This window comes from Streptomyces cylindrosporus (genome assembly GCF_022698165.1).
GTDB lineage: Bacteria > Actinomycetota > Actinomycetes > Streptomycetales > Streptomycetaceae > Streptomyces > Streptomyces cylindrosporus.
The window spans coordinates 132,714-154,238 of the sequence record NZ_JALDAY010000018.1 but is presented as its reverse complement, the minus strand read 5'-3'; the positions used below and the strand labels follow the sequence as shown (position 1 = coordinate 154,238).

19 protein-coding genes and 1 pseudogene are annotated in these 21,525 nt (G+C 71.3%); 7 read left to right on the top strand and 13 right to left on the bottom strand.

The annotated features are described in order from the left end of the window. Positions 1-9 precede the first annotated feature (9 nt). From MQP27_RS45215 to MQP27_RS45205, 3 genes are read right to left on the bottom strand one after another with little or no spacing between them, the layout of a single operon-like run. Entirely contained in the window at positions 10-432 is a 423-nt protein-coding gene (locus MQP27_RS45215; RefSeq protein WP_242776791.1) for an arsenate reductase ArsC, read from the bottom strand. A gap of 25 nt (positions 433-457) precedes the next feature. Next, entirely contained in the window at positions 458-1,204 is a 747-nt protein-coding gene (locus MQP27_RS45210) for an aquaporin (protein ID WP_242776789.1), read from the bottom strand. Further along, complete coding sequence (locus MQP27_RS45205; protein WP_242776787.1) at positions 1,201-1,575, bottom strand: ArsR/SmtB family transcription factor; 375 nt, start codon at positions 1,573-1,575, stop codon at positions 1,201-1,203. The genes MQP27_RS45210 and MQP27_RS45205 overlap by 4 nt, the downstream gene beginning before the upstream one ends. Positions 1,576-1,680: 105 nt before the next feature. Between MQP27_RS45205 and arsM the strand changes: the two are divergent. After that, positions 1,681-2,427, top strand: a pseudogene (arsM, locus tag MQP27_RS45200) (arsenite methyltransferase); the annotation flags it as partial. Between the two features lie 467 nt (positions 2,428-2,894). Here arsM and MQP27_RS45195 read toward each other — a convergent pair. From MQP27_RS45195 to MQP27_RS45170, 6 genes are all read right to left on the bottom strand, one after another. After that, positions 2,895-3,797: a universal stress protein gene (locus tag MQP27_RS45195; protein WP_242776785.1), complete on the bottom strand. Its 903-nt coding sequence runs from the start codon at positions 3,795-3,797 to the stop codon at positions 2,895-2,897. A gap of 128 nt (positions 3,798-3,925) precedes the next feature. After that, complete coding sequence (locus MQP27_RS45190; protein WP_030927201.1) at positions 3,926-4,168, bottom strand: DUF397 domain-containing protein; 243 nt, start codon at positions 4,166-4,168, stop codon at positions 3,926-3,928. 93 nt (positions 4,169-4,261) lie between these two features. Beyond that, the gene (locus MQP27_RS45185) at positions 4,262-5,428 is read right to left on the bottom strand and encodes a thiolase family protein (RefSeq protein ID WP_242776783.1); all 1,167 of its coding nucleotides are present in this window, start codon (positions 5,426-5,428) and stop codon (positions 4,262-4,264) included. Next, positions 5,425-6,471, bottom strand: a complete 1,047-nt coding sequence (locus MQP27_RS45180; protein WP_372511449.1) for a thiolase family protein — start codon at positions 6,469-6,471, stop codon at positions 5,425-5,427. The genes MQP27_RS45185 and MQP27_RS45180 overlap by 4 nt, the downstream gene beginning before the upstream one ends. Continuing rightward, a complete protein-coding gene (locus tag MQP27_RS45175) occupies positions 6,471-7,412 on the bottom strand; it encodes a Zn-ribbon domain-containing OB-fold protein (RefSeq protein WP_242776779.1) in 942 nt (313 codons plus the stop codon). Before MQP27_RS45175 ends, MQP27_RS45180 begins: the two co-directional genes overlap by 1 nt. A gap of 22 nt (positions 7,413-7,434) precedes the next feature. Beyond that, complete coding sequence (locus MQP27_RS45170; protein ID WP_242776777.1) at positions 7,435-8,235, bottom strand: crotonase/enoyl-CoA hydratase family protein; 801 nt, start codon at positions 8,233-8,235, stop codon at positions 7,435-7,437. 187 nt (positions 8,236-8,422) lie between these two features. On the opposite strand from MQP27_RS45170, the gene MQP27_RS45165 reads away from it, so the two are divergent. The 3 genes from MQP27_RS45165 to MQP27_RS45155 all read left to right on the top strand — a co-directional run bounded on the left by MQP27_RS45165 (position 8,423) and on the right by MQP27_RS45155 (position 12,540). After that, the gene (locus MQP27_RS45165) at positions 8,423-10,033 is read left to right on the top strand and encodes an acyl-CoA synthetase (protein ID WP_242776775.1); all 1,611 of its coding nucleotides are present in this window, start codon (positions 8,423-8,425) and stop codon (positions 10,031-10,033) included. A 191-nt stretch (positions 10,034-10,224) separates the two neighbouring features. After that, a complete protein-coding gene (locus MQP27_RS45160) occupies positions 10,225-12,018 on the top strand; it encodes an alkaline phosphatase family protein (RefSeq protein ID WP_242776774.1) in 1,794 nt (597 codons plus the stop codon). 90 nt (positions 12,019-12,108) lie between these two features. Next, positions 12,109-12,540, top strand: a complete 432-nt coding sequence (locus MQP27_RS45155; protein ID WP_242776772.1) for an excalibur calcium-binding domain-containing protein — start codon at positions 12,109-12,111, stop codon at positions 12,538-12,540. Between the two features lie 22 nt (positions 12,541-12,562). On the opposite strand, the gene MQP27_RS45150 is transcribed toward MQP27_RS45155, so the two are convergent. Both MQP27_RS45150 and MQP27_RS45145 read right to left on the bottom strand, forming a co-directional pair. Beyond that, a complete protein-coding gene (locus tag MQP27_RS45150) occupies positions 12,563-13,264 on the bottom strand; it encodes an alpha/beta fold hydrolase (RefSeq protein ID WP_242776770.1) in 702 nt (233 codons plus the stop codon). 70 nt (positions 13,265-13,334) lie between these two features. Then, positions 13,335-14,189: an alpha/beta fold hydrolase gene (locus tag MQP27_RS45145; RefSeq protein WP_242776768.1), complete on the bottom strand. Its 855-nt coding sequence runs from the start codon at positions 14,187-14,189 to the stop codon at positions 13,335-13,337. Between the two features lie 180 nt (positions 14,190-14,369). Between MQP27_RS45145 and paaK the strand changes: the two genes are divergently transcribed. The 3 genes from paaK to MQP27_RS45130 all read left to right on the top strand — a co-directional run bounded on the left by paaK (position 14,370) and on the right by MQP27_RS45130 (position 17,896). Beyond that, positions 14,370-15,692, top strand: a complete 1,323-nt coding sequence (paaK, locus tag MQP27_RS45140; RefSeq protein WP_242776766.1) for a phenylacetate--CoA ligase PaaK — start codon at positions 14,370-14,372, stop codon at positions 15,690-15,692. 143 nt (positions 15,693-15,835) lie between these two features. Continuing rightward, complete coding sequence (locus MQP27_RS45135) at positions 15,836-16,039, top strand: cold-shock protein (protein ID WP_007502648.1); 204 nt, start codon at positions 15,836-15,838, stop codon at positions 16,037-16,039. Between the two features lie 87 nt (positions 16,040-16,126). Continuing rightward, positions 16,127-17,896 (top strand): DEAD/DEAH box helicase, encoded by a 1,770-nt coding sequence (locus MQP27_RS45130; protein WP_242776764.1) that lies wholly within the window; start codon positions 16,127-16,129, stop codon positions 17,894-17,896. Positions 17,897-18,290: 394 nt separating this feature from the next. Here MQP27_RS45130 and MQP27_RS45125 read toward each other — a convergent pair whose 3' ends face one another. Both MQP27_RS45125 and MQP27_RS45120 read right to left on the bottom strand, forming a co-directional pair. Beyond that, positions 18,291-19,811, bottom strand: coding sequence for a purple acid phosphatase family protein (locus MQP27_RS45125; protein ID WP_242776762.1), 1,521 nt, complete (start codon positions 19,809-19,811; stop codon positions 18,291-18,293). Between the two features lie 126 nt (positions 19,812-19,937). After that, complete coding sequence (locus MQP27_RS45120; RefSeq protein ID WP_242776760.1) at positions 19,938-21,440, bottom strand: acyl-CoA synthetase; 1,503 nt, start codon at positions 21,438-21,440, stop codon at positions 19,938-19,940. Positions 21,441-21,525: the final 85 nt, after the last annotated feature.

The window sequence follows — 21,525 nt, the reverse complement described above, 5'->3', positions numbered from 1 at the left end:
GGCCCGTCGTCATGCGGAGGCCGGAATCCCCAACTCCCCGAGCAGACCGCGCACCCGCTGTTCGACGGCGTCACGGATCGGTCGGACGGCCTCGACGCCCTGGCCCGCCGGATCGTCCAGCTGCCAGTCCAGGTATCGCTTGCCGGGGAAGACGGGGCAGGCGTCGCCGCAGCCCATGGTGATCACCACGTCCGACGACTGCACCGCCTCCGTGGTGAGCACCTTCGGCGTCTCGGCGGAGATGTCGATGCCGACCTCCTTCATGGCCTCCACGACCGCCGGGTTGACGGCATCGGCGGGCGCGGAGCCGGCCGAGCGGACCTCCACGCGGTCTCCGGCGAGCTGGGTCAGGAAGGCGGCGCCCATCTGGGAGCGGCCGGCGTTGTGGACGCAGACGAACAGGACGGAGGGGCGTGGTGGGGGCGTGCTCATGGCGGAGCCTTTCGCGGAGGTGCGGTCAGGAGAGGGTGGCGGGCCGGGGTTCGGGTTCGGCTTTCGGGACGGCGGTCTCGCGGTGTGCCGAGGTTGCGCTCGGTGCGTGGATCACGGCCACGGCAGCGAGCCCGAGCGCAGCGCCGAGCAACTGTGCGGCGATGAACGGGCCGACGGAGGCGGGCGCGATGCCGGCGAAGGTGTCGGTGAAGGCCCGGCCGACCGTCACCGCGGGGTTCGCGAAGGACGTGGAGGAGGTGAACCAGTAGGCGGCCCCGATGTACGAGGCCACCGCGGCCGGAGCGAGAGCGGCGCGGCCGACCCGGTCGAGGCCGAGGATCAGCATGATCAGCCCGGCCGTGGCGACGACCTCGGCCAGCAACAGGTGTCCTGCGGACCGGTCGTGGGCGGAGAACCTCACCAGCGGCCGGGCGAACATCGCGTCGGCCAGAACCGCGCCGCCGATCGCTCCCGCGAGTTGGGCTGGCACGTACGCGGCGAGGTCCCGCAGGGGGAAGCCGTCGGGATCGCGGCGCCCGGTGAACCAGGCGGCCAGGCTGACGGCCGGGTTGAAGTGCGCGCCGGACACCGGCCCCAGCAGCAGGATGAGGACGCCGAGGCCGAAGACGGTGGCGAGGGAGTTGGCGAGCAGTTGTACGCCGACGTCGTGGGACAGTTCGCCGGCCTGGATGCCGGAGCCGACCACCACCGCGACCAGCAGTCCGGTGCCGAGCGCCTCGGCGGCGACGCGGCGGCCGAGCGGCGCTTTCACGCGGCGGCTCCGCCGGGCCGGGCCGTGGTCAGGAAGGCACCGAGCTTGTCCAGGACGCCGGGCTGCACCCAGTAGTAGACCCAGGTGCCGCGGCGCTCGCAGTCGACGAGGCCGGCCTGGCGCAGGAGCTTGAGGTGGTGGGAGATCGTCGGCTGGGACAGGTCGAAGGCGGGGGTCAGCTCGCACACGCAGACCTCCCCGCCCTGGCCGCGTGAGGCGATCATCGACATGAGGCGGAGCCGGACCGGGTCACCGAGGGCCTTGAAGATCTTCGCCAGGTCGGCGGCCTGGTCCTCGTCCAGCGGCGCGGCGGACAGGCCGGGGCAGCAGACGGCGTCCTGGCCGAGCACCTCAAGCTCTTGTTTCGACATGCCTCTATGTTGACGTTTTTCGATTCAAGGCACAAGCTTGCATCAATGAACGTCAATACAGGCCGTTCCGGGCCCGTCCTGCGGCCCGTCACCCGGGAGTGACTCATGAGCGAGCAGTCCACCGACCTGCGCGAGACCGTCCGTCAGCGGTACGCGGCGGCGGCCGTGCAGGTCACCGATGGCGGCACCGCCTGTTGAGGGCCGCAGCCGGTCGAGGTCGACGAGAACTTCGGCTCGACCCTGTACGCCGCCGACGAACGCGAGGCCCTGCCCGCCGAGGCGCTTGCCGCCTCCCTCGGCTGCGGCAACCCCACCGCCGTCGCGGATCTGCGCGAGGGTGAGCGCGTCCTCGACCTCGGCTCCGGCGGCGGCATCGACGTCCTGCTCTCCGCCCGCCGCGTCGGTCCCACCGGCAAGGCGTACGGGGTGGACATGACCGACGAGATGCTCGCCCTGGCGCTGTCCAACGCGGCGAAGGCGGGTGTGACCAACGTGGAGTTCCTCAAGGGCACCATCGAAGCCGTGCCGCTCCCCGCGGCCACCGTCGACGTCGTGATCTCCAACTGCGTGATCAACCTGTCGACCGACAAGCCGGCCGTCTTCGCCGAGACCTTCCGCGTGCTCAGGCCCGGCGGCCGCCTCGGCGTCTCCGACATCGTCGCCGACGACGCCCTCACGCCCGAACAGCGCGCCGAGCGCGGTGACTACGTCGGCTGCATCGCCGGTGCGCTCTCCTTCGCGGAGTACCGCACCGGCCTCGAAGCCGCGGGCTTCACCGGCGTCGAGATCACTCCGACCCACCCGGTCGCCGACGGCATGCACTCCGCCATCGTCCGCGCCACGAAGCCGGCCACCACCGACACCCCGAGCGAGGACACCGGCACGACCGACGCCTGCTGCGGTGTCGACGCCTGCTGCACCTCGGCCGAAGCCGCCACCGACCCCGCCCTGACCGTCACCGAGGCGAAGTCGGCATCGGGCTGCGGCTGCCAGAACTGAGACTGCGTGAGCCGGCTCGGCCACTCGGCCATTCCCTGCCTCGGGCCGACCGCCTCCGCTGTTCGTAATGCCTGGCGGCGCGTGGCAGGCACGCAGGCGTGCACGGCCGGGACCTGCCAGGACGGAGATCGCGGCAGCTGCGAGGGCCGCCGTGAGGTCGTCCACCACACGACCGGCTGCCGTTGTACGAGGGTGCCGCCGCCCGCGATCAATGCAGGCCCGGCACGGTCGGAGTGCGCGCAGGCGCGGCGTTCAGGCGGGCGACAGACGGCGGGGGCCGCCGCAAGCGGCTGCTGGGGTCGTGATCGTCGGCCTCTCGCCTATTCCTCCGCCGGCGTCGGCGGGACCACCGCCACCGGGCTCGCCGCGTGCAGCAGTACCGCCTGGGTGACCGAGCCCATCATGCGGGCCGGTGCCAGCAGCCGGCGGCGGTGGCGGCCGACCACGACCAGTTCGGCGTCCTTGGAGGCGGCGACCAGCGAGCCCGCCGCGTCGCCGGGCATGGCGTGGGCGTCGGCGCGGACCTCGGGGTGGTTCTTGCGGTGCGGGGCGAGGAAGCCCTCCGCGAGGGTCCACGTCTCGTTCTCAACGGCGTCCTGGTCGACCATCAGCGGCACGAGTTCGCCGGGTGCCGCCCAGCTCTGCGGCGGCCAGGCGTAGGCGGCCACCACCTGGAGGCGGGCGCCACGCAGCGCGGCCTCGGTGAAGGCGAAGTCGAGGGTCGCCTCGTCAGGGGAGTCCACCTGGAGGCCGACGACGACGCGCGGGCCGGGCTCGGCCGGTACGTCACCGTGGACCTCCCGTCCGGGCCGCGGCACGATCACCACCGGGCACTCGGCGTCGCGTGCCGCGGCCATGCCGTTGGAGCCGAGGAGGAGGCTGGCGAAACCACCACGGCCGCGGGAGCCGAGCACCAACAGCTCGGCGGTGGAGCCCAGTTCGGGCACCAGCGCGGTCGGCGCGCCCTCCAGGCCGAGGTACTCCATGGCCGGCCGCTCGGCCACGTCCGCCACATGGGCGCGTACCTGTTCGAGGACCGAGTCCTCTCCCGGGTCCGGCGGCCCGCCGACCAGGACGTCGGGCTGTGCCCAGTGGGCGTACTGCCGTACGTGGACCACCCGCAGCGCGGTCCCGCGTCTGCGGGCGGCGTCCAGGGCCCAGTCCAGTGCGCGCAAGCTGTCGTCCGAACCGTCGACAGCGGCGACGACCGGCAGGTTGCTCATGGGTACCTCACCTCCGGAATACGACCTTGCCCCCGGGGCCAGCCTCGCTCAGGCTTCGGCCCCGGAAGAGCGCCCAAGGTCACGTGTCCGGAAAAAGGAGAGGAACACCCCCGGATCGGCCCGCCGGATCAGGTCAGGTCGAACTCCCCTTCCCGCGCCCCCGACACGAACGCGCCCCATTCCGCGGGCGTGAAGATCAGGGAAGGGCTTTCCGGGCGGCCGCTGTTGCGCATCGCGATGAATCCCTCGACAAAGGCGATCTGGACATCCCCCAGGCCACGGCTGCTCGAGTGCCAGTCGGCGGTGCTGAGGTCCAGCTCGGGCTTGTCCCAGCCCGCAAGCGGGTGCTGCTGGATGGTGCTCTCGGCCACGTCCGTGCTCCTCCCGATTCGTCGTCCGCGGCCAGCCTAGCGATCGGTTTCTGTTGCCGACAGGCCACGTGAGGGGGACCTTTCCGGAGACCTTCACGAGTCCGGGGGTTCGCTGCCCACGAGCCACATCGAGAAGAACTGCGAGCCTCCGCCGTAGGCGTGCCCGAGAACCCGGCGCGCCCCTTCCACCTGGTGTTCTCCGGCCTGCCCGCGCGCCTGGAGCGCCGCCTCGGCGAACCTGATCATGCCGGAGGCGCCAATCGGATTGGTCGACAGGACCCCGCCGGACATGTTGACCGGGAGATCGCCGTCCAACTCGGTGACCCCGGACTCGGTGAGCTTCCAGCCCTCGCCCTCGTCGGCGAACCCCAGGTTCTCCAGCCACATCGGCTCGTACCAGGAGAACGGCACGTACATCTCGACCGCGTCGATGTCCCGGCGCGGATCGGCGATCCCGGCCTGCCGGTACACGTCGGCCGCGCAGTCCTTGCCGGCCTGCGGCGACACCGCGTCCTTCCCGGCGAAGAGGGTGGGCTCGCTGCGCATGGCCCCGCCCAGCATCCAGGCGGGCGGCCGCGGCGCGCGGGCGGCTCCCGCCCGGTCGGTCAGCACCATCGCGCAGGCGCCGTCGGAGGACGGGCAGGTCTCCGAGTAGCGGATCGGGTCCCACAGCATGGGCGAGGCCTGGACCTTCTCCAGGGTGATGTCGTGCTCGTGCAGATGCGCGTACGGGTTCTTCAGCGCGTTGCGCCGGTCCTTGTACGCCACCAGCGAGCCGACCGTGTCCGGGGCACCGCTGCGTCGCATGTACGCGCGCACGTGCGGTGCGAAGAACCCGCCGGCCCCGGCCAGCAGAGGCTGCTGGAAGGGGATGGGCAGGGACAGGCCCCACATGGCGTTGGACTCGGACTGCTTCTCGAACGCGAGGGTCAGCACGGTGCCGTGGACGCGGGCCGCGACCAGGTTGGCGGCGACGAGGGTGGTGGAACCGCCGACCGATCCCGCAGTGTGCACGCGCAGCATCGGCTTGCCGACGGCGCCGAGCGCGTCCGCGAGGTACAGCTCGGGCATCATGACGCCCTCGAAGAAGTCGGGCGCCTTGCCGATGACGACGGCGTCGATGTCGGCCCACGTCAACTCGGCGTCGTCCAGCGCCCGTTGGGCGGCCTCCCGGACCAGCCCGGCGATGGAGACGTCCCGGCGCGCCGCCACGTGCTTGGTCTGGCCGATCCCTACGACGGCCACGGGCTCCTTGCTCATCGCGGATCCCCTTCGAGTACGGCGACCAGGTTCTGTTGGAGACAGGGCCCGGAGGTGGCGTGGGCGAGCGCCCGGTCGGACTCGCCCCGGTGGATCGCGGCGGCGGCCTCGCCGAGCCGGATCAGCCCGGCGGCCATCATCGGGTTGGCGGCGAGGGCCCCGCCCGAGGGGTTCACCCGCACGTCGTCGCCGAGCCGCAGCGCCTTGCGCAGCACGACCTCCTGCGAGGAGAACGGTGCGTGCAACTCGGCGAGGTCGACGGGCCGTTCGAAGGCACCGGCCTTCTCGGCGGCGAGGCGCGTGGAGGGCGAGTCGGTCAGGTCGCGCACGCCGAGGCTGTGTGCCTCGATGCGGTGGTCGATGCCCCGGATCCAGGCGGGCCGCTCGCACAGCTCCCTGGCCCTGTCCCCGGCCGCGAGGATGACGGCGGCGGCGCCGTCGCCGATGGGCGGGCAGTCGCCGGTCCGCAGGGGCCGTACGAGATAGTCGCCCTGCGGTACCGAACCGCGCAGCTGGGCATGGGAGTTGGCGGCGGCGTCCGCGCGGCTGCGGGCGCCGACGGCGGCCAGCGCGGGCTCGTCGGTGTCGCCGGCGTCGATGAGGGCCTGTGCCTGGAGGGCGGCCAGGGCGACGGAGTCGGGCCACAGGGGGGCGACGTAGTACGGGTCGAGCTGACGGGTCAGGACGTCGCGCACGGAGCCGGGTGAGGACTTGCCGTAGGAGTAGACGAGGGCGGTCTCCGCCTCGCCGGTGAGGAGTTTGGTCCAGGCCTCGTACAGGGCCCAGGCGCCGTCCATCTCGACGTGCGACTCGGAGATCGGCGGCCAGGCGCCGACGCCGTCGAGGGCGAGGGTGAAGGAGAACGCGCGGCCGGCGAGATAGTCGCTGGAGCCGGAGCAGGTGAAACCGATGTCGGCGGTCTTGAGGCCGGTGCGGTCGAGGACGTCGTGCAGGACCGGCATGAGCATCTCGACCTCGGAGAGGTCGTCGGTGGTGCGCCGGTGGTCGGTCTGGGCGAAGGCGACCAGTGCTATGTCACATATCACAGCAGCTCCTTGTAAGTGTCGTACTCCGCGTCCGGCTCCCCGGTCGGCCGGTAGTGGTCCGGATACCGCGCGTCGTCCGACCACACGGCCTCGACCCGCAGCCCCATGCGCACCTGGTCGTACGGGATGCCGCCGATCCGGCCGTGCAGCGCGAGGTCGGCGCCGTCGAGGGCGATGTGGGCGTAGACGTACGGCACTTCGATGTCGAGGTTCTTCGCCTTGATGTTGACGATGCAGAAGGTGGTGACCGTGCCGCGCGGCCCCACCTCGACCTGCTCGGCCGTGGCGACGCCGCAGGTGGGACAGGCGCCCCTGGGCGGCACGTACACCTTCCGGCAGGAGGGGCAGCGCTCGCCGACGATCCGCCGGTCGCCGAGGGCGTGGATGTAGGCGGACTGGGCGCGGCCCGGCGAGTACGTGTAGTCGAGCCGGGCGGGCGCCACGATGCCGGTGATCGCGTCGGCGAACTCACCGTTGTGGCCCGCCGGTTGAGCCGCTTCGCCGTCGTACGGCTCGAAGCAGGCGATGTCCGTGATGGACCCGGCGCGCTCCTCGGCCCACCGGATCCGCACCCGCATGCCGGTGCGCACGGCGTCGGGGCCGGGGGCGTCGAGTGCGTGCAGGAGGGCGGTGTCGGCGCCGTCGAGCCGGACGAGGACCCAGGCGAAGGGGGTGTCGAGCGGCTGGCCACGCCGGGGTTCGTGGTTCCAGGCCCAGGTGGTGACCGTGCCGGTGGGCGCGACCTCGACGAGGTCGCGTATCTCCTCGGCGGTGACGGGGTCGTACTCGACGGGTGGTACCAGCGTGCGCCCGTCGCCGGTCCTCACCCCGAGGACGACGCGCTCGCGCAGACCGGTCAGGAAGGCGCTCTGCACGGGGCCGAGGGAACGGGTGAAAGGGAATTCGACGGCTAGGGGTGCCTTGAGGACTTCTGGCATCGGGGACTGCCTCCTTCGAGGATCAGGCGCGCTTGTACTGGGGCGGTCGCTTCTCCGCGAAGGCGCGGGCGCCCTCCTTGGCGTCGGCGGTGTCGAAGATCGGCCAGCCGCGCTTGAGCTCGGAGGCGAGGCCGTCCGTCTCCGTCATCTCGGCGGTCTCGTAGACGGACGCCTTGACGGCTTCGACCGCCAACGGGCCGCAGCCGTTGATCTGTTCGGCGATCTCCAGGGCCTTCGCGAGGGCGGTTCCGTCGGGGACGACGTGGCCGATCAGGCCGATGTCCGCGGCCTCTCGCGCGCTGTAGGGGCGCCCGGTGAGCAGCATCTCCAGGGCGTGGGTGCGGGGGATCTGGCGTTGCAGCCGGACCGTGGAGCCGCCGATGGGGAACAGCCCGCGCTTGACCTCGAAGAGGCCGAAGGTCGCCGACTCCCCCGCGACCCGGATGTCGGTGCCCTGGAGGATCTCCGTGCCGCCCGCCACGCAGTGGCCCTCGACGGCGGCGATCACCGGTTTGCGGGGGCGATGGTGGCGCAGCATGGCCTTCCAGTGCAGGTCCGGGTCGGCCTTGAAGCGGTCCCGGTGGTGCTCGCCCTCCATGCCCTTGCCCGCGAGGGCCTTGAGGTCCATGCCGGCGCAGAACGAACCGCCCGCCCCGGTCAGCACGATCGAGCGGACCTCGTCATCCTCGTCGGCCTCGACCCAGCCGTCGTACAGACCGACCAGCATCGACAGCGAGAGCGCGTTCTTGGCTTCGGGCCTGTTGAGCGTGAGCACCAGTGTGGCGCCTTCGCGCCGCACGGTGAGGTGTTCCGTCCCACCCATTGCCGTCTCCCCTCTCCTGGAACGAGAACAGGTTGCAGTAGCCGGGGAGGCACTTCAAGAGTTTTCTGACAGACAGTCAGATTTCTTGGCGCGAACCCTTCCCACTTGCCGTCCCCTTTGCTCTGATGACCGGCGAACCGTTGGATGCGCGTCTCTTCGTTCATGGCTGCCGGGGTCAGGAGGAGCGGTGGAGTACAACCTTGCGGACCTGTTCGAGTCGGTCGTCGACGTGGTGCCCGACCGCGAGGCCCTGGTGTACGTCGACCACCCGGGTACGGGGGCCGAGCGCCGGCTGACGTACGCGGAGCTGGACGCGGCGGCGAACCGCATCGGCCACCATCTGATCGACGCCGGCATCCGCCCGGGCGAGCATCTCGGGCTGCACCTCTACAACGGCATCGAGTATCTCCAGACGGTGTTCGGCTGCCTCAAGGCACGGATCGTGCCGGTCAACGTCAACTACCGTTACGTAGAGGACGAGTTGGTGTACCTCTACCGGGACGCCGATCTGGTGGCCCTGGTCTTCGACGCGGAGTTCGACGGGCGGGTGGCTGCCGCGCTGCCGCGGTGTCCGAAGCTGCGGCACCTGGTGCGGGTCGGCGGCGACGGCGAGGGAGCCGCCGCCGTACCCTTCGCCGAGGCAGAGGCGGGCGGTTCGCCGGAGCGGGGGTTCCCCGCGCGCTCGGGCGACGACCAGTTCATCATCTACACCGGCGGCACGACGGGCATGCCCAAGGGTGTGATGTGGCGTCAGGAGGACCTGTTCTTCTCGGGGTTGGGCGGTGGCGCGCCGACCGGTGAGCCGGTGAAGAGGCCGGAGGAGGTCGCCGAGCGGGTCGCGGCCGGCGGTTCCGGCATCACCTTCTTCCCCACTCCCCCGCTGATGCACGGCACGTCCACCCTCACCTCCTTCATCGGCTTCAACTTCGGCCAACGGGTCGTGCTCCACCGCAAGTTCGTGCCCGAGGAAGTGCTGCGGACGGTCGAGAAGGAGAAGGTCACCGCCATGTCGCTGGTCGGCGACGCGATGCTGCGGCCGCTGATCGACGCACTCGCCGGGCCCATGAAGGGCACGGACTGCTCGTCGATGTTCAGCGTGTCCTCGTCGGGCGCGGTGATGTCGGAGACCGTGCGCCGGGAGTTCCAGGAACTGCTCCCGGGCACCATGCTGCTCAACAACTACGGCTCCTCCGAGTCCGGGTTCAACGGCACGGCGACGGCCGACTCCGGGGCCGGGCAGAGCTTCCGCATCCGCGTCAACTCCCGCACCCAGGTGGTCGATCCGGCCACGCACGAGCCGGTCGCGGTCGGCGAGGTGGGCCGCGTCGCCCAGTGCGGTCACGTGCCGCTCGGCTACTACAACGACCCGAAGAAGACCGCCGAGACCTTCTTCGAGAAGGACGGCCGGCGGTGGGTGCTGCTCGGCGACATGGCGACCGTGGACGAGGAGGGCATCGTCACCGTCCTCGGCCGGGGCTCGCAGTGCATCAACACCGGGGGCGAGAAGGTGTACCCGGAGGAGGTCGAGCAGGCGCTCAAGGCCCACCCCGACGTGTACGACGCGCTGGTGGCCGGAGTGCCGGACGCGAAGTGGGGCAACCACGTGGCGGCGGTCGTACAGCTGCGCGAGGGCGCGGTGCGTCCGTCGCTGGAGGACATCCAGTCGTACTGTCGCAGCCATCTCGCCGGGTACAAGATCCCGCGCCAGCTGGTGATCGCCGAGACGATACGGCGGTCGCCCAGTGGTAAGGCGGACTACCGGTGGGCCAAGGACGTGGCGGTGGCCGCCGACCGATAGGGACCCGACGCGAGGGGGACACGACCCCGCGCGAGGCAGCGGGGCGGAGTCCGGCGGGCGTACTCTTTGCGCGCGGTTGACCCGGATGTTTGAACAGTGGGTTACACCGGGCCGTACGCGAGGTTGGCGGCCCGTATCTGCAGGCCCGGGCTGCCGCGCCAGCACCGGGCTTCGCACGGAAGGACCTACGGGTGTCGCACCTCACGCCCCCTCGACAGCTGCCGGACGGCGACGGGGACGTAAACCCTGATGCCGACGGGGACACGCCCCCTGGGGAGTCCTCGGCCGACACCGAGCCCTCTGGCCCCACCTCCCCCGCCCGTCCCACCCGCCCCGGCTGGTTCGGCTGGCGGCGGAAGTTCCCCCGCGTCGGGGAAGGCGTCCGGATCGGCACCACCGTGCTGGCCGCCGTGCTGGTGCTCGTCGCGCTGCTGATCCCCAACCGGCTGGACCGGCTCACGCTGGAGTCGTTCTTCCGCATCCCCGTCGAGGCGGTGTTCCTCGCGGCCGTCCTGCTCGTGCTGCCGGCCAAACCGCGGCGGATCACGGCCGTCGTGACAGGGGCGTTCGTCGGGCTGTCCGCCATCCTCAAGTGCGTCGACATGGGCTTCTACCAGACCCTGGCCCGGCCGTTCGACCTCGTCTTCGACTGGGTCCTGCTGAGCGACGCGGCGGACTTCCTGAAGGACTCGTTCGGGCGCACGGGTGAGCTGCTCGCGGTGATCGGGGTGATCGTGCTGGCCGTCGCCGTGCTGGTGGTGAGCGCGCTGGCGATGGTGCGGCTGGCGGAGGTGCTGGCCCGGCACCGCCCGGTGGCCGTGCGCTCCACGCTGGTCCTCGGGGTCGCCTGGATCATCTGCTTCACGCTGGGCGTGCAATACGGCGGGGTCACCGTGGCCACCAAGGGCTACACCCAGTACCTGGCCAACCGTGTGCAGTACGTCCGCGACGGCCTCGGGGACGCCGAGGTCTTCAAGAAGCAGCTCCCCGTCGACGCCTTCGCGAACACGCCGTCCGACCAGCTGCTGACCGGGCTGCGCGGCAAGGACGTCATGCTCACCTTCATCGAGAGCTACGGCCGGGTGGCGATCGACGATCCGTCCATGGCACCGGAGATCGACAAGACGCTGGCGGAAGGCAACGCCAGGCTCAAGTCGGCGGGTTTCGCGGCGCGCAGCGGCTGGCTCAGGTCGCCCGTGACGGGTGCGGGCAGCTGGCTCGCGCACTCCACGTTCCTTTCCGGGCTGTGGGTGAAGAACCAGCAGCGGTACCGGACTCTGACGACCAGCGACCGGGCGACGCTCACCAGCTACTTCCAGAAGACCGGAGCCTGGCGCACGGTGGGCATCGTGCCGGGTGTGCGCAAGTCCTGGCCGGAGGGCAAGTACTTCGGCCTCGACCACATCTACGACTCCACGCATCTCGGCTACCAGGGGCCGTACTTCAGCTGGACGCCGGTGCCGGACCAGTTCAGCCTGGAGGCCTTCCAGAAGCTGGAGCACGGCAAGAAGAACCGCGACCCGATCATGGCGGAGATCATCCTGGCCTCCAGCCACAACCCGTGGTCCCCGATCGCCCACATGATCGACTGGAAGGACCTCGGGGACGGCAAGGTCTTCTACAAGATCAAGAAGGAGGGCACGAATCCGACCGAGGTCTGGAAGAGCGCGAAGCGCGTACGGACCGAGTACCGCAAGGCCATCCAGTACTCCCTGGACAGCCTGACCCAGTGGATGCAGCGCTACGGCGACGACAACACGGTCCTCGTCTTCCTCGGCGACCACCAGCCCGTCCCCACGGTCACCGGGGGCACCGCCAACCGTGACGTCCCTATCACGATCGTCGCCCGCGACCCGAAGGTCCTGGCCAAGGTCTCCGACTGGGGCTGGACGGAGGGCCTGAAGCCCGCGGCCAACGCCCCGGAATGGGGCATGAACAAGTTCCGCGACCGCTTCCTGACGGCGTACGGGCCGCAGAGCGGGTGAGCCGATCGACTGACGGGGGTCCGGCGGCGACTACGGACGGCGTATCAAGACGCGCCCGGACGGGTCGCCGTTCCTAGGGTCGCAGTGACGGTGATCGAGTTCACCGTGCCTGAAGGGACCCCCATGAACATAGGCATACGCGCCCTCAGCGGCACCGCAGTCGCGATCCTCCTGACGACCGGTCCAGCGGCCGTCGCCGCCCATGCGAAGGCCGATCTGGACTGCAACAACTTCACGTACCAGGAAGACGCGCAGGCGGTGTTCAACAGCCTTCCCGGCGACCCCTATCGTCTGGACGAGGACAACGACGGAATCGCCTGCGAATGGCTCCGGCACAGATCGTCGACGACGTCCACCGCCTCCCCCACCACGGCCCCCTTGCGAGGCGTCAACGCAGGGCTCGGTGGCAGCACGGGGCCTGCCGGCTTCGAGGTGGTGGGTGGGGTTGGGCTCACCGTCGTCGGGCTGGGGCTGGCTGCCGGTCATCTCATGCTGCGGCGTCGGCGGCTGCGGAGGCGTTGAGACGTCGGGGCTCTGGCGTGGCTTACTCCGCCAAGAAGTCCGTCAGCGCCTCCAGGAACTCCTCCGGACGGTTCTCGTGGACCAGATGGCCCGCTTCGATGGTCACCAGTCGGGCGTTCGGGACGAGTTCGGCCAGGGTCGCTATCTGGTGCTGTGGGATGAGGCTGTCGTGCCCTCCTCCGATCAGCAGGGTCGGCATGGTGATGCGGCCCATGTGGTCCCACCACACAGGGTCGGGGGCGTTTCGCTGTTCGTCGGTGGCGCGGATCATCGCCCAGTCGAACGGCAGGTCTCCGTCGGGCCGTTCCGCGGGCGGCCGGGGCGGGTCGAGAGGGATCGGCGCCGGTACGTCCTCCAGCACGAGGCGTCGTACGACATCCGGCGCCTCCTGCGCGAGCAGGTACGCCACCGCGCCGCCGAGCGAGTGCCCCACGAGGTCGGCCTGCCCGACGCGGAGGACGTCGAGGAAGGCGCGGATGTCGTCGCGCATCGCCTCGTACGTGTACGCGCCCGGCCAGTCGCTGCGGCCGTGCCCCCGTAGATCGGGGGCGTAGACGCGGCGCGGGGGCCGGGCGGAGGCGAGCCGCTCGGCGATGGGGGTCCAGTCGGCGCCATCGGTGCCGCGGGCGTGGAGCAGGAGGAGGGGCGGTCCGTCCTCAGGGCCCCAGGTGCGATAGGCGAGGGTGATGCCGTTCGCCTTGACGGTGCGGGGTTCGGTGTCCATGCAGGGAAGGTAGCGGTGAGGGGCGTGACTCCGGGGGCGAGTCTGCCGAGGGCAGATGTGCCGGACGCGATCAGGGCTGAGGCATGCTCGGCCCCTCCAGGAACCCGGTCACCCGCCTCACGAACCACTTGGGGTCGTCCAGCCACGGGTAGTGGCCCGCGCCGGGCTGGACGTCGAACTCGGCGTTCGGGAAGGCGTCGGCGGCCGTGCGGGCCAGGGCCGGGCGGGGGCCTCCGTCGGCGCCGCCCGCCAGGACGAGTACCGGGGCCGTGACGCGGGCGAGTGCGGCGCGGGTCGCCGGTGGGTCGTAGGCGCCGTCGGAGCCGTAGATCTCCTCGGCCTCCTCGTTGAACTCGGCTCCGGCGCGGGCCTCGTGCTGCTGGGCGGTGCGGTCCCAGCGGCCGTAGAAGAAGGGAGCGATGGCCGGGCCGTATTCGGTCTTGCCCGCCAGCCAGTCCTCGAAGAGCGGAAGCGCCGCCTCGAACCACGGCTCACCGCTTCTGAGCCGCGCCGCCGCCAGCCGGTCCTCGGCGGTCGGCGCGCCGCCCAGCGCCCAGGGGATGGCCGTGACCAGCACCAGTCGCTCCACGCGCTGCGGATACCGGGCGGCGTACAGCATGGCGAGACTGCCGCCCGCGGAGTGCGCGAGCACGTCCATCCGGTCGAGTCCTAGGTGTTCGCGCAGCGCCTCCACGTCGTCGACGAGTCGATCGCACCGGTACGTCCGCGGGTCCTCGGGGACGGCCGACCCGCCGGTGCCGCGCAGATCGAGCAGCACGAGGCGCCGGTGCGCGCTCAGCCCGCCCAGGTCCCCGAGGTAGGCGGAGGCCCACATCGGCCCGCCAGGCAGCACGACGAGCGGCTTCCCCTCGCCCTGGAGGTGGTACGCGAGCCGGGTCCCGTCGGGTGCGCTGAAGATCGGCATGGCACCGATCCTGCTGGGCGGCGGCGTCGGGTCGCAACGGGGTTCCTCTCACACCTCGGCGAGAAAGTACGGCCAGACCCCTTGCCTGCCCCCGACTCGGGCTGGATTACTGATCCCGAACACCTCGACCGAATGATCGGTCGCCCGTATTGAGATGGTTGCGGTTAGGGAGATCTCCCCATGGCGGATGCGGCGGAGTTGCTGGACTCGGGGGAACGGCTGGATTCCGGGGCGCTGCGGGCGTTGCAGCTGGAGCGGCTGCGGGCTTCGTTGCGGCACGCGTACGAGCATGTGCCGTTCTACCGGGAGTCCTTCGACAAGGCGGGGGTACGGCCGGAGGACTGCCGGTCGCTCGGCGATCTGGCCCGGTTCCCGTTCACGAGCAAGGGTGACCTGCGCGAGAACTACCCGTACGGGATGTTCGCCGTACCGCAGGAGCGCATTCGCCGCATCCACGCCTCCAGCGGCACCACCGGACGGCCGACCGTCGTCGGCTACACCGACAACGACCTTTCCCTGTGGGCCGACATGGTGGCCCGTTCCATCCGCGCCGCGGGCGGGCGGCCCGGCGACAAGGTTCATGTCGCCTACGGATACGGGCTGTTCACCGGCGGACTCGGCGCGCACTACGGCGCCGAACGGCTCGGCTGTACGGTCATCCCGGCGTCCGGCGGCATGACGGCCCGTCAGGTCCAGCTGATCCAGGACCTCCAGCCGCAGATCATCATGGTGACCCCGTCGTACATGCTCACCCTGCTGGACGAGTTCGAGCGGCAGGGCGTCGATCCGCGCGCGACCTCGCTGCGGGTCGGGATCTTCGGGGCGGAGCCGTGGACCGAGCAGATGCGGCGGGAGATCGAGGAGCGGTTCGCGATCGACGCCGTCGACATCTACGGGCTGTCGGAGGTGATCGGTCCGGGTGTCGCGCAGGAGTGCGTGGAGACCAAGGACGGCCTGCACGTGTGGGAGGACCACTTCTATCCGGAGATCGTCGATCCGATCACCGGTGAGGTGCTGCCCGACGGGGAGGAGGGCGAGCTGGTGTTCACCTCGCTCACCAAGGAGGCCATGCCCGTCGTGCGGTACCGGACGCGCGATCTGACGCGGCTGCTGCCGGGGACGGCGCGCGTGTTCCGGCGGATGGAGAAGGTCACCGGGCGCAGCGACGACATGGTCATCCTGCGCGGGGTGAATCTGTTCCCCACGCAGATCGAGGAGATCGTGCTGCGCACGCCGGGCGTGGCGCCCCACTTCCAGCTGCGCCTCACCCGCGAGGGCCGGCTCGACGCCCTCACCGTGCGGGCGGAGGCCAGGCCGGACGCGGGCCCCGAGGTGCGGGACGCGGCGGCGGGGGCGATCGCGGCGGCCGTGAAGGACGGCATCGGGGTGTCGGTGGCCGTGGAGATCGTCGAGCCGGAATCCCTGGAACGCTCGATGGGGAAGCTCCGGCGGATCGTGGACCTGCGGGAGCGCGGCCAAGAGGCGCCGGGCCCCAAGCTGTGATACGATCTTGATCGTTGCAGTTGTGGTACCCATGAACCTATGTGCGCCTGACGGGAATGTTTATCCTTCAGGCGCATTATTTGTTTTACCGGCATCTCCGGATGGGGCCTCTGCTTTTGGATTGCCTACTGAAGGAGAAAGTCATGGCACAGGGAACCGTGAAGTGGTTCAACTCGGAAAAGGGCTTCGGCTTCATCGAGCAGGACGGCGGCGGCCCGGACGTCTTCGCCCACTACTCGAACATCGCCACCCAGGGCTTCCGTGAGCTCCAGGAGGGCCAGCGGGTCTCCTTCGACGTCACGCAGGGCCAGAAGGGCCCGCAGGCGGAGAACATCGTCCCCGCCTGATTGCCGGACGCGTATCCACTCGCCGGGGTCCGCACCATCGCGGTGCGGACCCCGGTTTGTGCTGTTTCCAGGAAGGCTGACAACTGCATGTCCCGCAGACCCCAGAAGTCCAACCGGCGCGCCTCGTCGCCTGCACCGTCCGCGTCGCCGACGCGGGAATTCCGGCTGCCGGAAAACACGACTCCCGCGCTGCCCGCCGTCGAGGACTTCGCCGGTCTGGACATGCCCGCGGCGCTGCTCAAGACCCTCGCCGCGCAGGGCGTCACCACCCCGTTCCCCATCCAGGCCGCCACGCTGCCCAACTCGCTGGCCGGCCGTGACCTCCTGGGACGCGGGCGGACCGGCTCGGGCAAGACGCTCGCGTTCGGGCTCGCGCTGCTGGGCCGTACGGCCGGACTGCGCGCGGAGCCCAGGGCGCCGCTCGCCCTGGTGCTGGTGCCCACGCGTGAGCTCGCCCAGCAGGTCACCGACGCGCTGACGCCGTACGCGACGGCCGTGAACCTACGGCTGGCGACCGTGGTCGGCGGGCTGTCCATCACCCGGCAGGCCGCCACGCTGCGGCGCGGGGCCGAGGTGGTCGTGGCGACGCCCGGCAGGCTCAACGACCTGGTGGCGCAGGGCGACTGCCTGCTCGACGACGTCCGCATCACGGTGCTGGACGAGGCCGACCAGATGACCGACATGGGGTTCCTGCCGCAGATCACCAAGCTGATCCAGCGGGTACGGCCGGACGGGCAGCGCATGCTGTTCTCGGCGACCCTGGACCACAACATCGACCGGCTGGTGCAGCGGTTCCTGACCGATCCCGTGGTGCACTCCGTGGATCCGTCGGCGGGAGCGGTGACGACGATGGAGCACCATGTGCTGCACGTCCTCGACGAGACCGACAAGAAGGCCGTCACCACGCGCATCGCGGCCCGGGACGGGCGGGTCATCCTCTTCCTCGACACCAAGCGGTCCGCCGACCGGCTCGCCAAGCGGCTGCTGGCCGTCGGGGTGCGGGCGGCGGCGCTGCACGGCGGCCGCTCGCAGCCGCAGCGCAACCGCACGCTGGAGCAGTTCAAGAACGGCCAGGTCACCGCGCTGGTGGCGACGAACGTCGCGGCCCGGGGCATACACGTCGACGACCTCGACCTCGTCGTGAACGTCGATCCGCCGACCGACCACAAGGACTACCTCCACCGTGGCGGTCGCACCGCTCGGGCGGGCGGCTCCGGCAGTGTGGTCACGCTGGTGCTTCCCGACCAGAAGCGGGAGGTGACCCGGCTGATGTCGGACGCGGGCATCCGTCCCCGCACGGCCCGCGTCACGTCGAGCGACACGGAACTGACCACGATCACCGGCGCCCGCGAGCCTTCGGGCGTGCCCGTCACGATCGAGGTACCTCAGCCGGCGACGCCCCCTGCGTCCCGCAAGGCCGGGAAGCCGGACACGGAACCCGGCAGACGCCCGAGCCGCCGACGCCGGAACGGCACCGGGTCCGGAGGGCCGACGGCATCCGCCACCGGCACGGCGGGCCGGGGCTCGGATCGCCGGCCCGCGGCCGGGTCGGCAGCCGCCGGTGGCAACGCTCCGGCCGGCGGTCGCGGTACGGCCCGCCGAGCAGCGGCCGGCGGGTCCAAGGGCAGCCCCGCGGGCACGGGCGGCCGAGGCTCCGAGCGCCGAGCCGGGGAAGGCGCGTCGAACGGCACCGGCTCCCGCTCGGGCACGGGCAAATCGGCTGGCGGATCGACCCGACGCACACCGCCCGGATCAGGCGCACGCGGCACCGGCGGCCGCACGAGCAGCTCCGGCCGTGCGGGCACTGGCACCCGCGCCTCGGACCGCCGCGGCGCCCGCCGCAGCTCCGCCGGCTAGGGCGCCGCAGCCCCGCCCGCATCCCCGCTCGCCGCAGCGGCTGTAACTCAGACGGCCCGGGGGCGGTGGGGAGCGTCGGCGGGTCCGACGGCGTCCACGGGACCGGCTCGGCCGTCCAGGACGCCATCAGGTCCGCCCACGCCTCGACCACCCCGGTCAGGCGGGTGGGAAGCGTCGGCGGAACCGGCGGCATCCACGGCACCCGCACAACCGACCAGAACGCCACTGCGTCCGCCCACGCCTCGACCACCCCGGTAGGAGCGTCGGCGGAACCGGCGGCATCCACGGCACCCGCTCAGCCGACCAGAACGCCACTGCGTCCGCCCACGCCTCGACCACCCCGGTCAGGCGCTGGCGGGCAGTGCCGTGTGCCTTAGCAGACCCAGCCGTGGCCTCAGTCGGGTGCCGACCGCTGTCCGGGTAGCACCGCCGTCCCCCGTGCCCCGCTGCCCGCCATGGCCGCTGCCGGGCGGGTTACGCCGGAGAAGTCGTGGGTGGCGACGCTGTTGCGGTCCGTCACCGAGCGGCCCAGGGCGTGGTGTGGCCACAGGCCTCCTGCCAGGCGGCGGCTGCGTTCGCCCCACTCCAGGGCCTCCGCGCCGCGGACCTTGTAGAAGTTCAGGGCGTAGCCGCCCGAGAAGATGCGCAGGAGGGTGAAGCCGCCGGGGTATTCCTTGACCGCGCTGACCTCCTGCAGGGTCACGTGCGGGGCCCGGGACAGGATCGTGCGCTTGTTGCGGTGGGTGTGGCCCGCGTGGTGCAGGAAGACGCCCGGGGCGGCGGCGTAGGCCTTGAGGATGGAGCGGGCCTGGCGGCGGTTGAGGCGCTGTCCGGCGGCGACCGGGAAGACGGAGTCCCGTACGGTCAGCGGGTGGTGGCCGAAGACGACCGTGGGCTGGTCGCGGTTCTCGTGCAACCTGCGCCGGAACCAGGAGAGTTGCTCCTCCCCCAGGCCGCCCGAGTCCGCGCCGTTGCCCCGCTTCTCGTAGGTGTCGAGGCCGAGGATGCGCAGTCCGCCCACGTCGTGGCCGAAGTACCCGGGCCCGCCGTCGCCCGCGAACCCGCGCCGGAAGGCGTCGCCGGACTCGCCGTGCTCGGGTCCCGGGCGGTCGTGGTTGCCCCGTACGACGAAGTAGTCCTGGCCGTGCTCCCCGAAGCCGTCCAGGATGCGTCTCGCGTGGGCCAGGTCCTCCGGCGCGCCGCCGGCCGAGATGTCACCGGCGGCCAGCAGCAGGTCGGCGCCGCGGCGGCGGGCCTCCTCGACCAGGGCCAGGCCCATGACCTCGGGGTACGGGGCGAGCCCGGGCCGCTGTGAGACCCCGCGGAAGAGGGGGATGCCGGTCACCAGGCCGGCCGTGGTCTCGCCGAGGTGGAGGTCGTTGCAGAGCGCGATCGAGAGCAGGTGGCGGCCGGGCGGGGGCTGGGGGGTCGTGAAGGCGTACGGGCCGCCGCGCGAGCCGAAGCCGTGCAGCGAGGTGCCGGCCGCGTTGCCGCGCGCGAAGTGCAGGGCGGTGGGGGTGGCGGCCACGCCCCGGGAGCGGGCCTGGTAGTAGTACGTCTGCCCCGGCTCCAGGCCGGTCAGCTCGACGTGGTGGTGGGCCGTGGGCCGGTGCTCGCCCGCGACGCGGTTCAGGCGGCCCGGGTGGGTGCCGTAGACGACTTCGCCGTCGGTGAGGGCGGGGAGCATGTGGCCGAGGCCGTCGTCGGTGCCGGGGATTCCGGTGAACCAGGTGATGACGGCTCGGTCCTCGGTGAGGGTGACCAGTTCGAGGTTGACGACGGCGACGTGGCTGGAGTGGGGACGGGTGCGGTGGGCGGCGGCGGAGGCGGCGCGCAGGGCGAGCAGGGCACCGGCGCGGAGCACTTCGCAGGGGTCCGGCAGCGCCGCCAGGGGAGCGGGGAGGCAGCAACGCATGCCTGCCATGTTCCCGGGCGCGGTGAACGATGACGGCAGCACGGACGGCGAGATCGGGTACGGAACGCGGCTTCTTGCGACGTCATGCCACGTCATGAGGCATGACGTCACGCCTTGTGGTGTTTGTCACTCGGTGTTCGCGAACCGGTCCCGCAGCTCCCGTTTCAAGATCTTCCCGCTCGCGTTGCGCGGCAGCGCCTCCACGAACACCACCCGCTTCGGCGCCTTGAAGTGGGCGAGCTTCTCGCGCGCGTGCGCGATCAGCTCCTCCTCGGTCACCTCGCCGCGCGGGACGACGAACGCCGTGACCGCCTCGATCCAGCGCTCGTCGGGCAGGCCGACCACGGCGACCTCGGCGACGCCCTCGTGCGTGTAGAGGGCGTCCTCGACCTGCCGTGAGGCGACCAGCACCCCACCGGAGTTGATCACGTCCTTCACCCGGTCGACGATCGTGTAGTAGCCGTGGGCGTCGCGCACCGCGAGGTCGCCGGAGTGGAACCAGCCGTCGCGGAAGGCGTCGGCACTCTCCTCGGGCTTGTCCCAGTAGCCCTCGCACAGCTGCGGGGACTTGTAGACGATCTCCCCGGGCGTGCCGTCGGGTACGTCCTTGCCGTCCTCGTCGACCACCCGCGCGTCGACGAAGAGGACGGGCCGGCCGCAGGAGTCCATGCGGCCCTTGTGCTCGTCGGGGGCGAGCACGGTGGCCAGGGGGCCGATCTCGCTCTGGCCGAAGCAGTTGTAGAAGCCGAGCTTCGGCAGCCGTTCGCGCAGCCGCTCCAGGACCGGCACCGGCATGATCGACGCGCCGTAGTACGCCTTGCGCAGGCCGCTCAGGTCGCGGTCCGCGAAGTCGGGGCGGTTGGACAGCCCGATCCACACCGTGGGCGGCGCGAACAGGCTGTCCACGCGGCCGTCTTCGATCAGGTCGAACAGCCGGTCGCCGTCGGGGGCGTCGAGGATGATGTTGGTCGCGCCGACCGCGAGGTACGGCAGCAGGAACACGTGCATCTGCGCCGAGTGGTACAGCGGCAGCGCGTGCACGGGACGGTCGCCGGCGCTGAGGTCGAGGGCGGTGATCGCGCTCAGGTACTCGTGCACCAGCGCGCGGTGCGTCATCATCGCGCCCTTGGGCAGGGCCGTCGTACCGGAGGTGTACAGCAGCTGTACCAGGTCCTCGGTGCGCGGTTCGGGGCCGTCGTACGCGGGGGCGGTCGCGAGCCGCGCGAGCAGTGAGTCGTCGGCGTCGCGCAGGGGCAGCGTACGCACGTCGTCCGGGAGTCGGCCGGCCAGGTCCGGGTCGGTGAGGACCAGGGAGCTGCCGGACTGGCGGACGATGTACGCCAGGTCGTCGCCGGTCAGGTTCTGGTTGACCGGGACGTGCACGAGGCCGGCGCGGGCGCAGGCCAGGAAGGCGATGAGGTAGGCGTCCGAGTTGTGGCCGTAGGCGCCGACCCGGTCGCCCGGGGCGAGGCCCTCGCCGAGAAGGACGCTCGCCGCGCGGCCGACGGCCAGGTCGAGTTCCTCGTACGTCCATGTGCGGTCGCCGTACTCCACCGCGGCCCTCGCCGGGGTGCGCCGGGCGCTGCGTCGCAGCACCCCGTCAACCGTGCTGCCCTGTCCCTGCGTCATGACTCATGATCCTCGGTCCGTCACCGAGACAGGTCAAGCACCTGGGTGGGTCGCCCCGCACAGGTGCGCTCAACCGCCCCTTCCC

Excerpts from the sequence above, each read along its gene's own strand:
- MQP27_RS45215 (WP_242776791.1), bottom strand. The coding sequence starts at position 432 with ATGAGCACGCCCCCACCACGCCCCTCCGTCCTGTTCGTCTGCGTCCAC.
- MQP27_RS45205 (WP_242776787.1), bottom strand. The coding sequence starts at position 1,575 with ATGTCGAAACAAGAGCTTGAGGTGCTCGGCCAGGACGCCGTCTGCTGC.
- MQP27_RS45195 (WP_242776785.1), bottom strand. The coding sequence starts at position 3,797 with ATGAGCAACCTGCCGGTCGTCGCCGCTGTCGACGGTTCGGACGACAGC.
- MQP27_RS45185 (WP_242776783.1), bottom strand. The coding sequence starts at position 5,428 with ATGAGCAAGGAGCCCGTGGCCGTCGTAGGGATCGGCCAGACCAAGCAC.
- MQP27_RS45175 (WP_242776779.1), bottom strand. The coding sequence starts at position 7,412 with ATGCCAGAAGTCCTCAAGGCACCCCTAGCCGTCGAATTCCCTTTCACC.
- MQP27_RS45170 (WP_242776777.1), bottom strand. The coding sequence starts at position 8,235 with ATGGGTGGGACGGAACACCTCACCGTGCGGCGCGAAGGCGCCACACTG.
- MQP27_RS45150 (WP_242776770.1), bottom strand. The coding sequence starts at position 13,264 with ATGGACACCGAACCCCGCACCGTCAAGGCGAACGGCATCACCCTCGCC.
- MQP27_RS45145 (WP_242776768.1), bottom strand. The coding sequence starts at position 14,189 with ATGCCGATCTTCAGCGCACCCGACGGGACCCGGCTCGCGTACCACCTC.
- paaK (WP_242776766.1), top strand. The coding sequence starts at position 14,370 with ATGGCGGATGCGGCGGAGTTGCTGGACTCGGGGGAACGGCTGGATTCC.
- MQP27_RS45135 (WP_007502648.1), top strand. The coding sequence starts at position 15,836 with ATGGCACAGGGAACCGTGAAGTGGTTCAACTCGGAAAAGGGCTTCGGC.
- MQP27_RS45130 (WP_242776764.1), top strand. The coding sequence starts at position 16,127 with ATGTCCCGCAGACCCCAGAAGTCCAACCGGCGCGCCTCGTCGCCTGCA.
- MQP27_RS45125 (WP_242776762.1), bottom strand. The coding sequence starts at position 19,811 with ATGCGTTGCTGCCTCCCCGCTCCCCTGGCGGCGCTGCCGGACCCCTGC.
- MQP27_RS45120 (WP_242776760.1), bottom strand. The coding sequence starts at position 21,440 with ATGACGCAGGGACAGGGCAGCACGGTTGACGGGGTGCTGCGACGCAGC.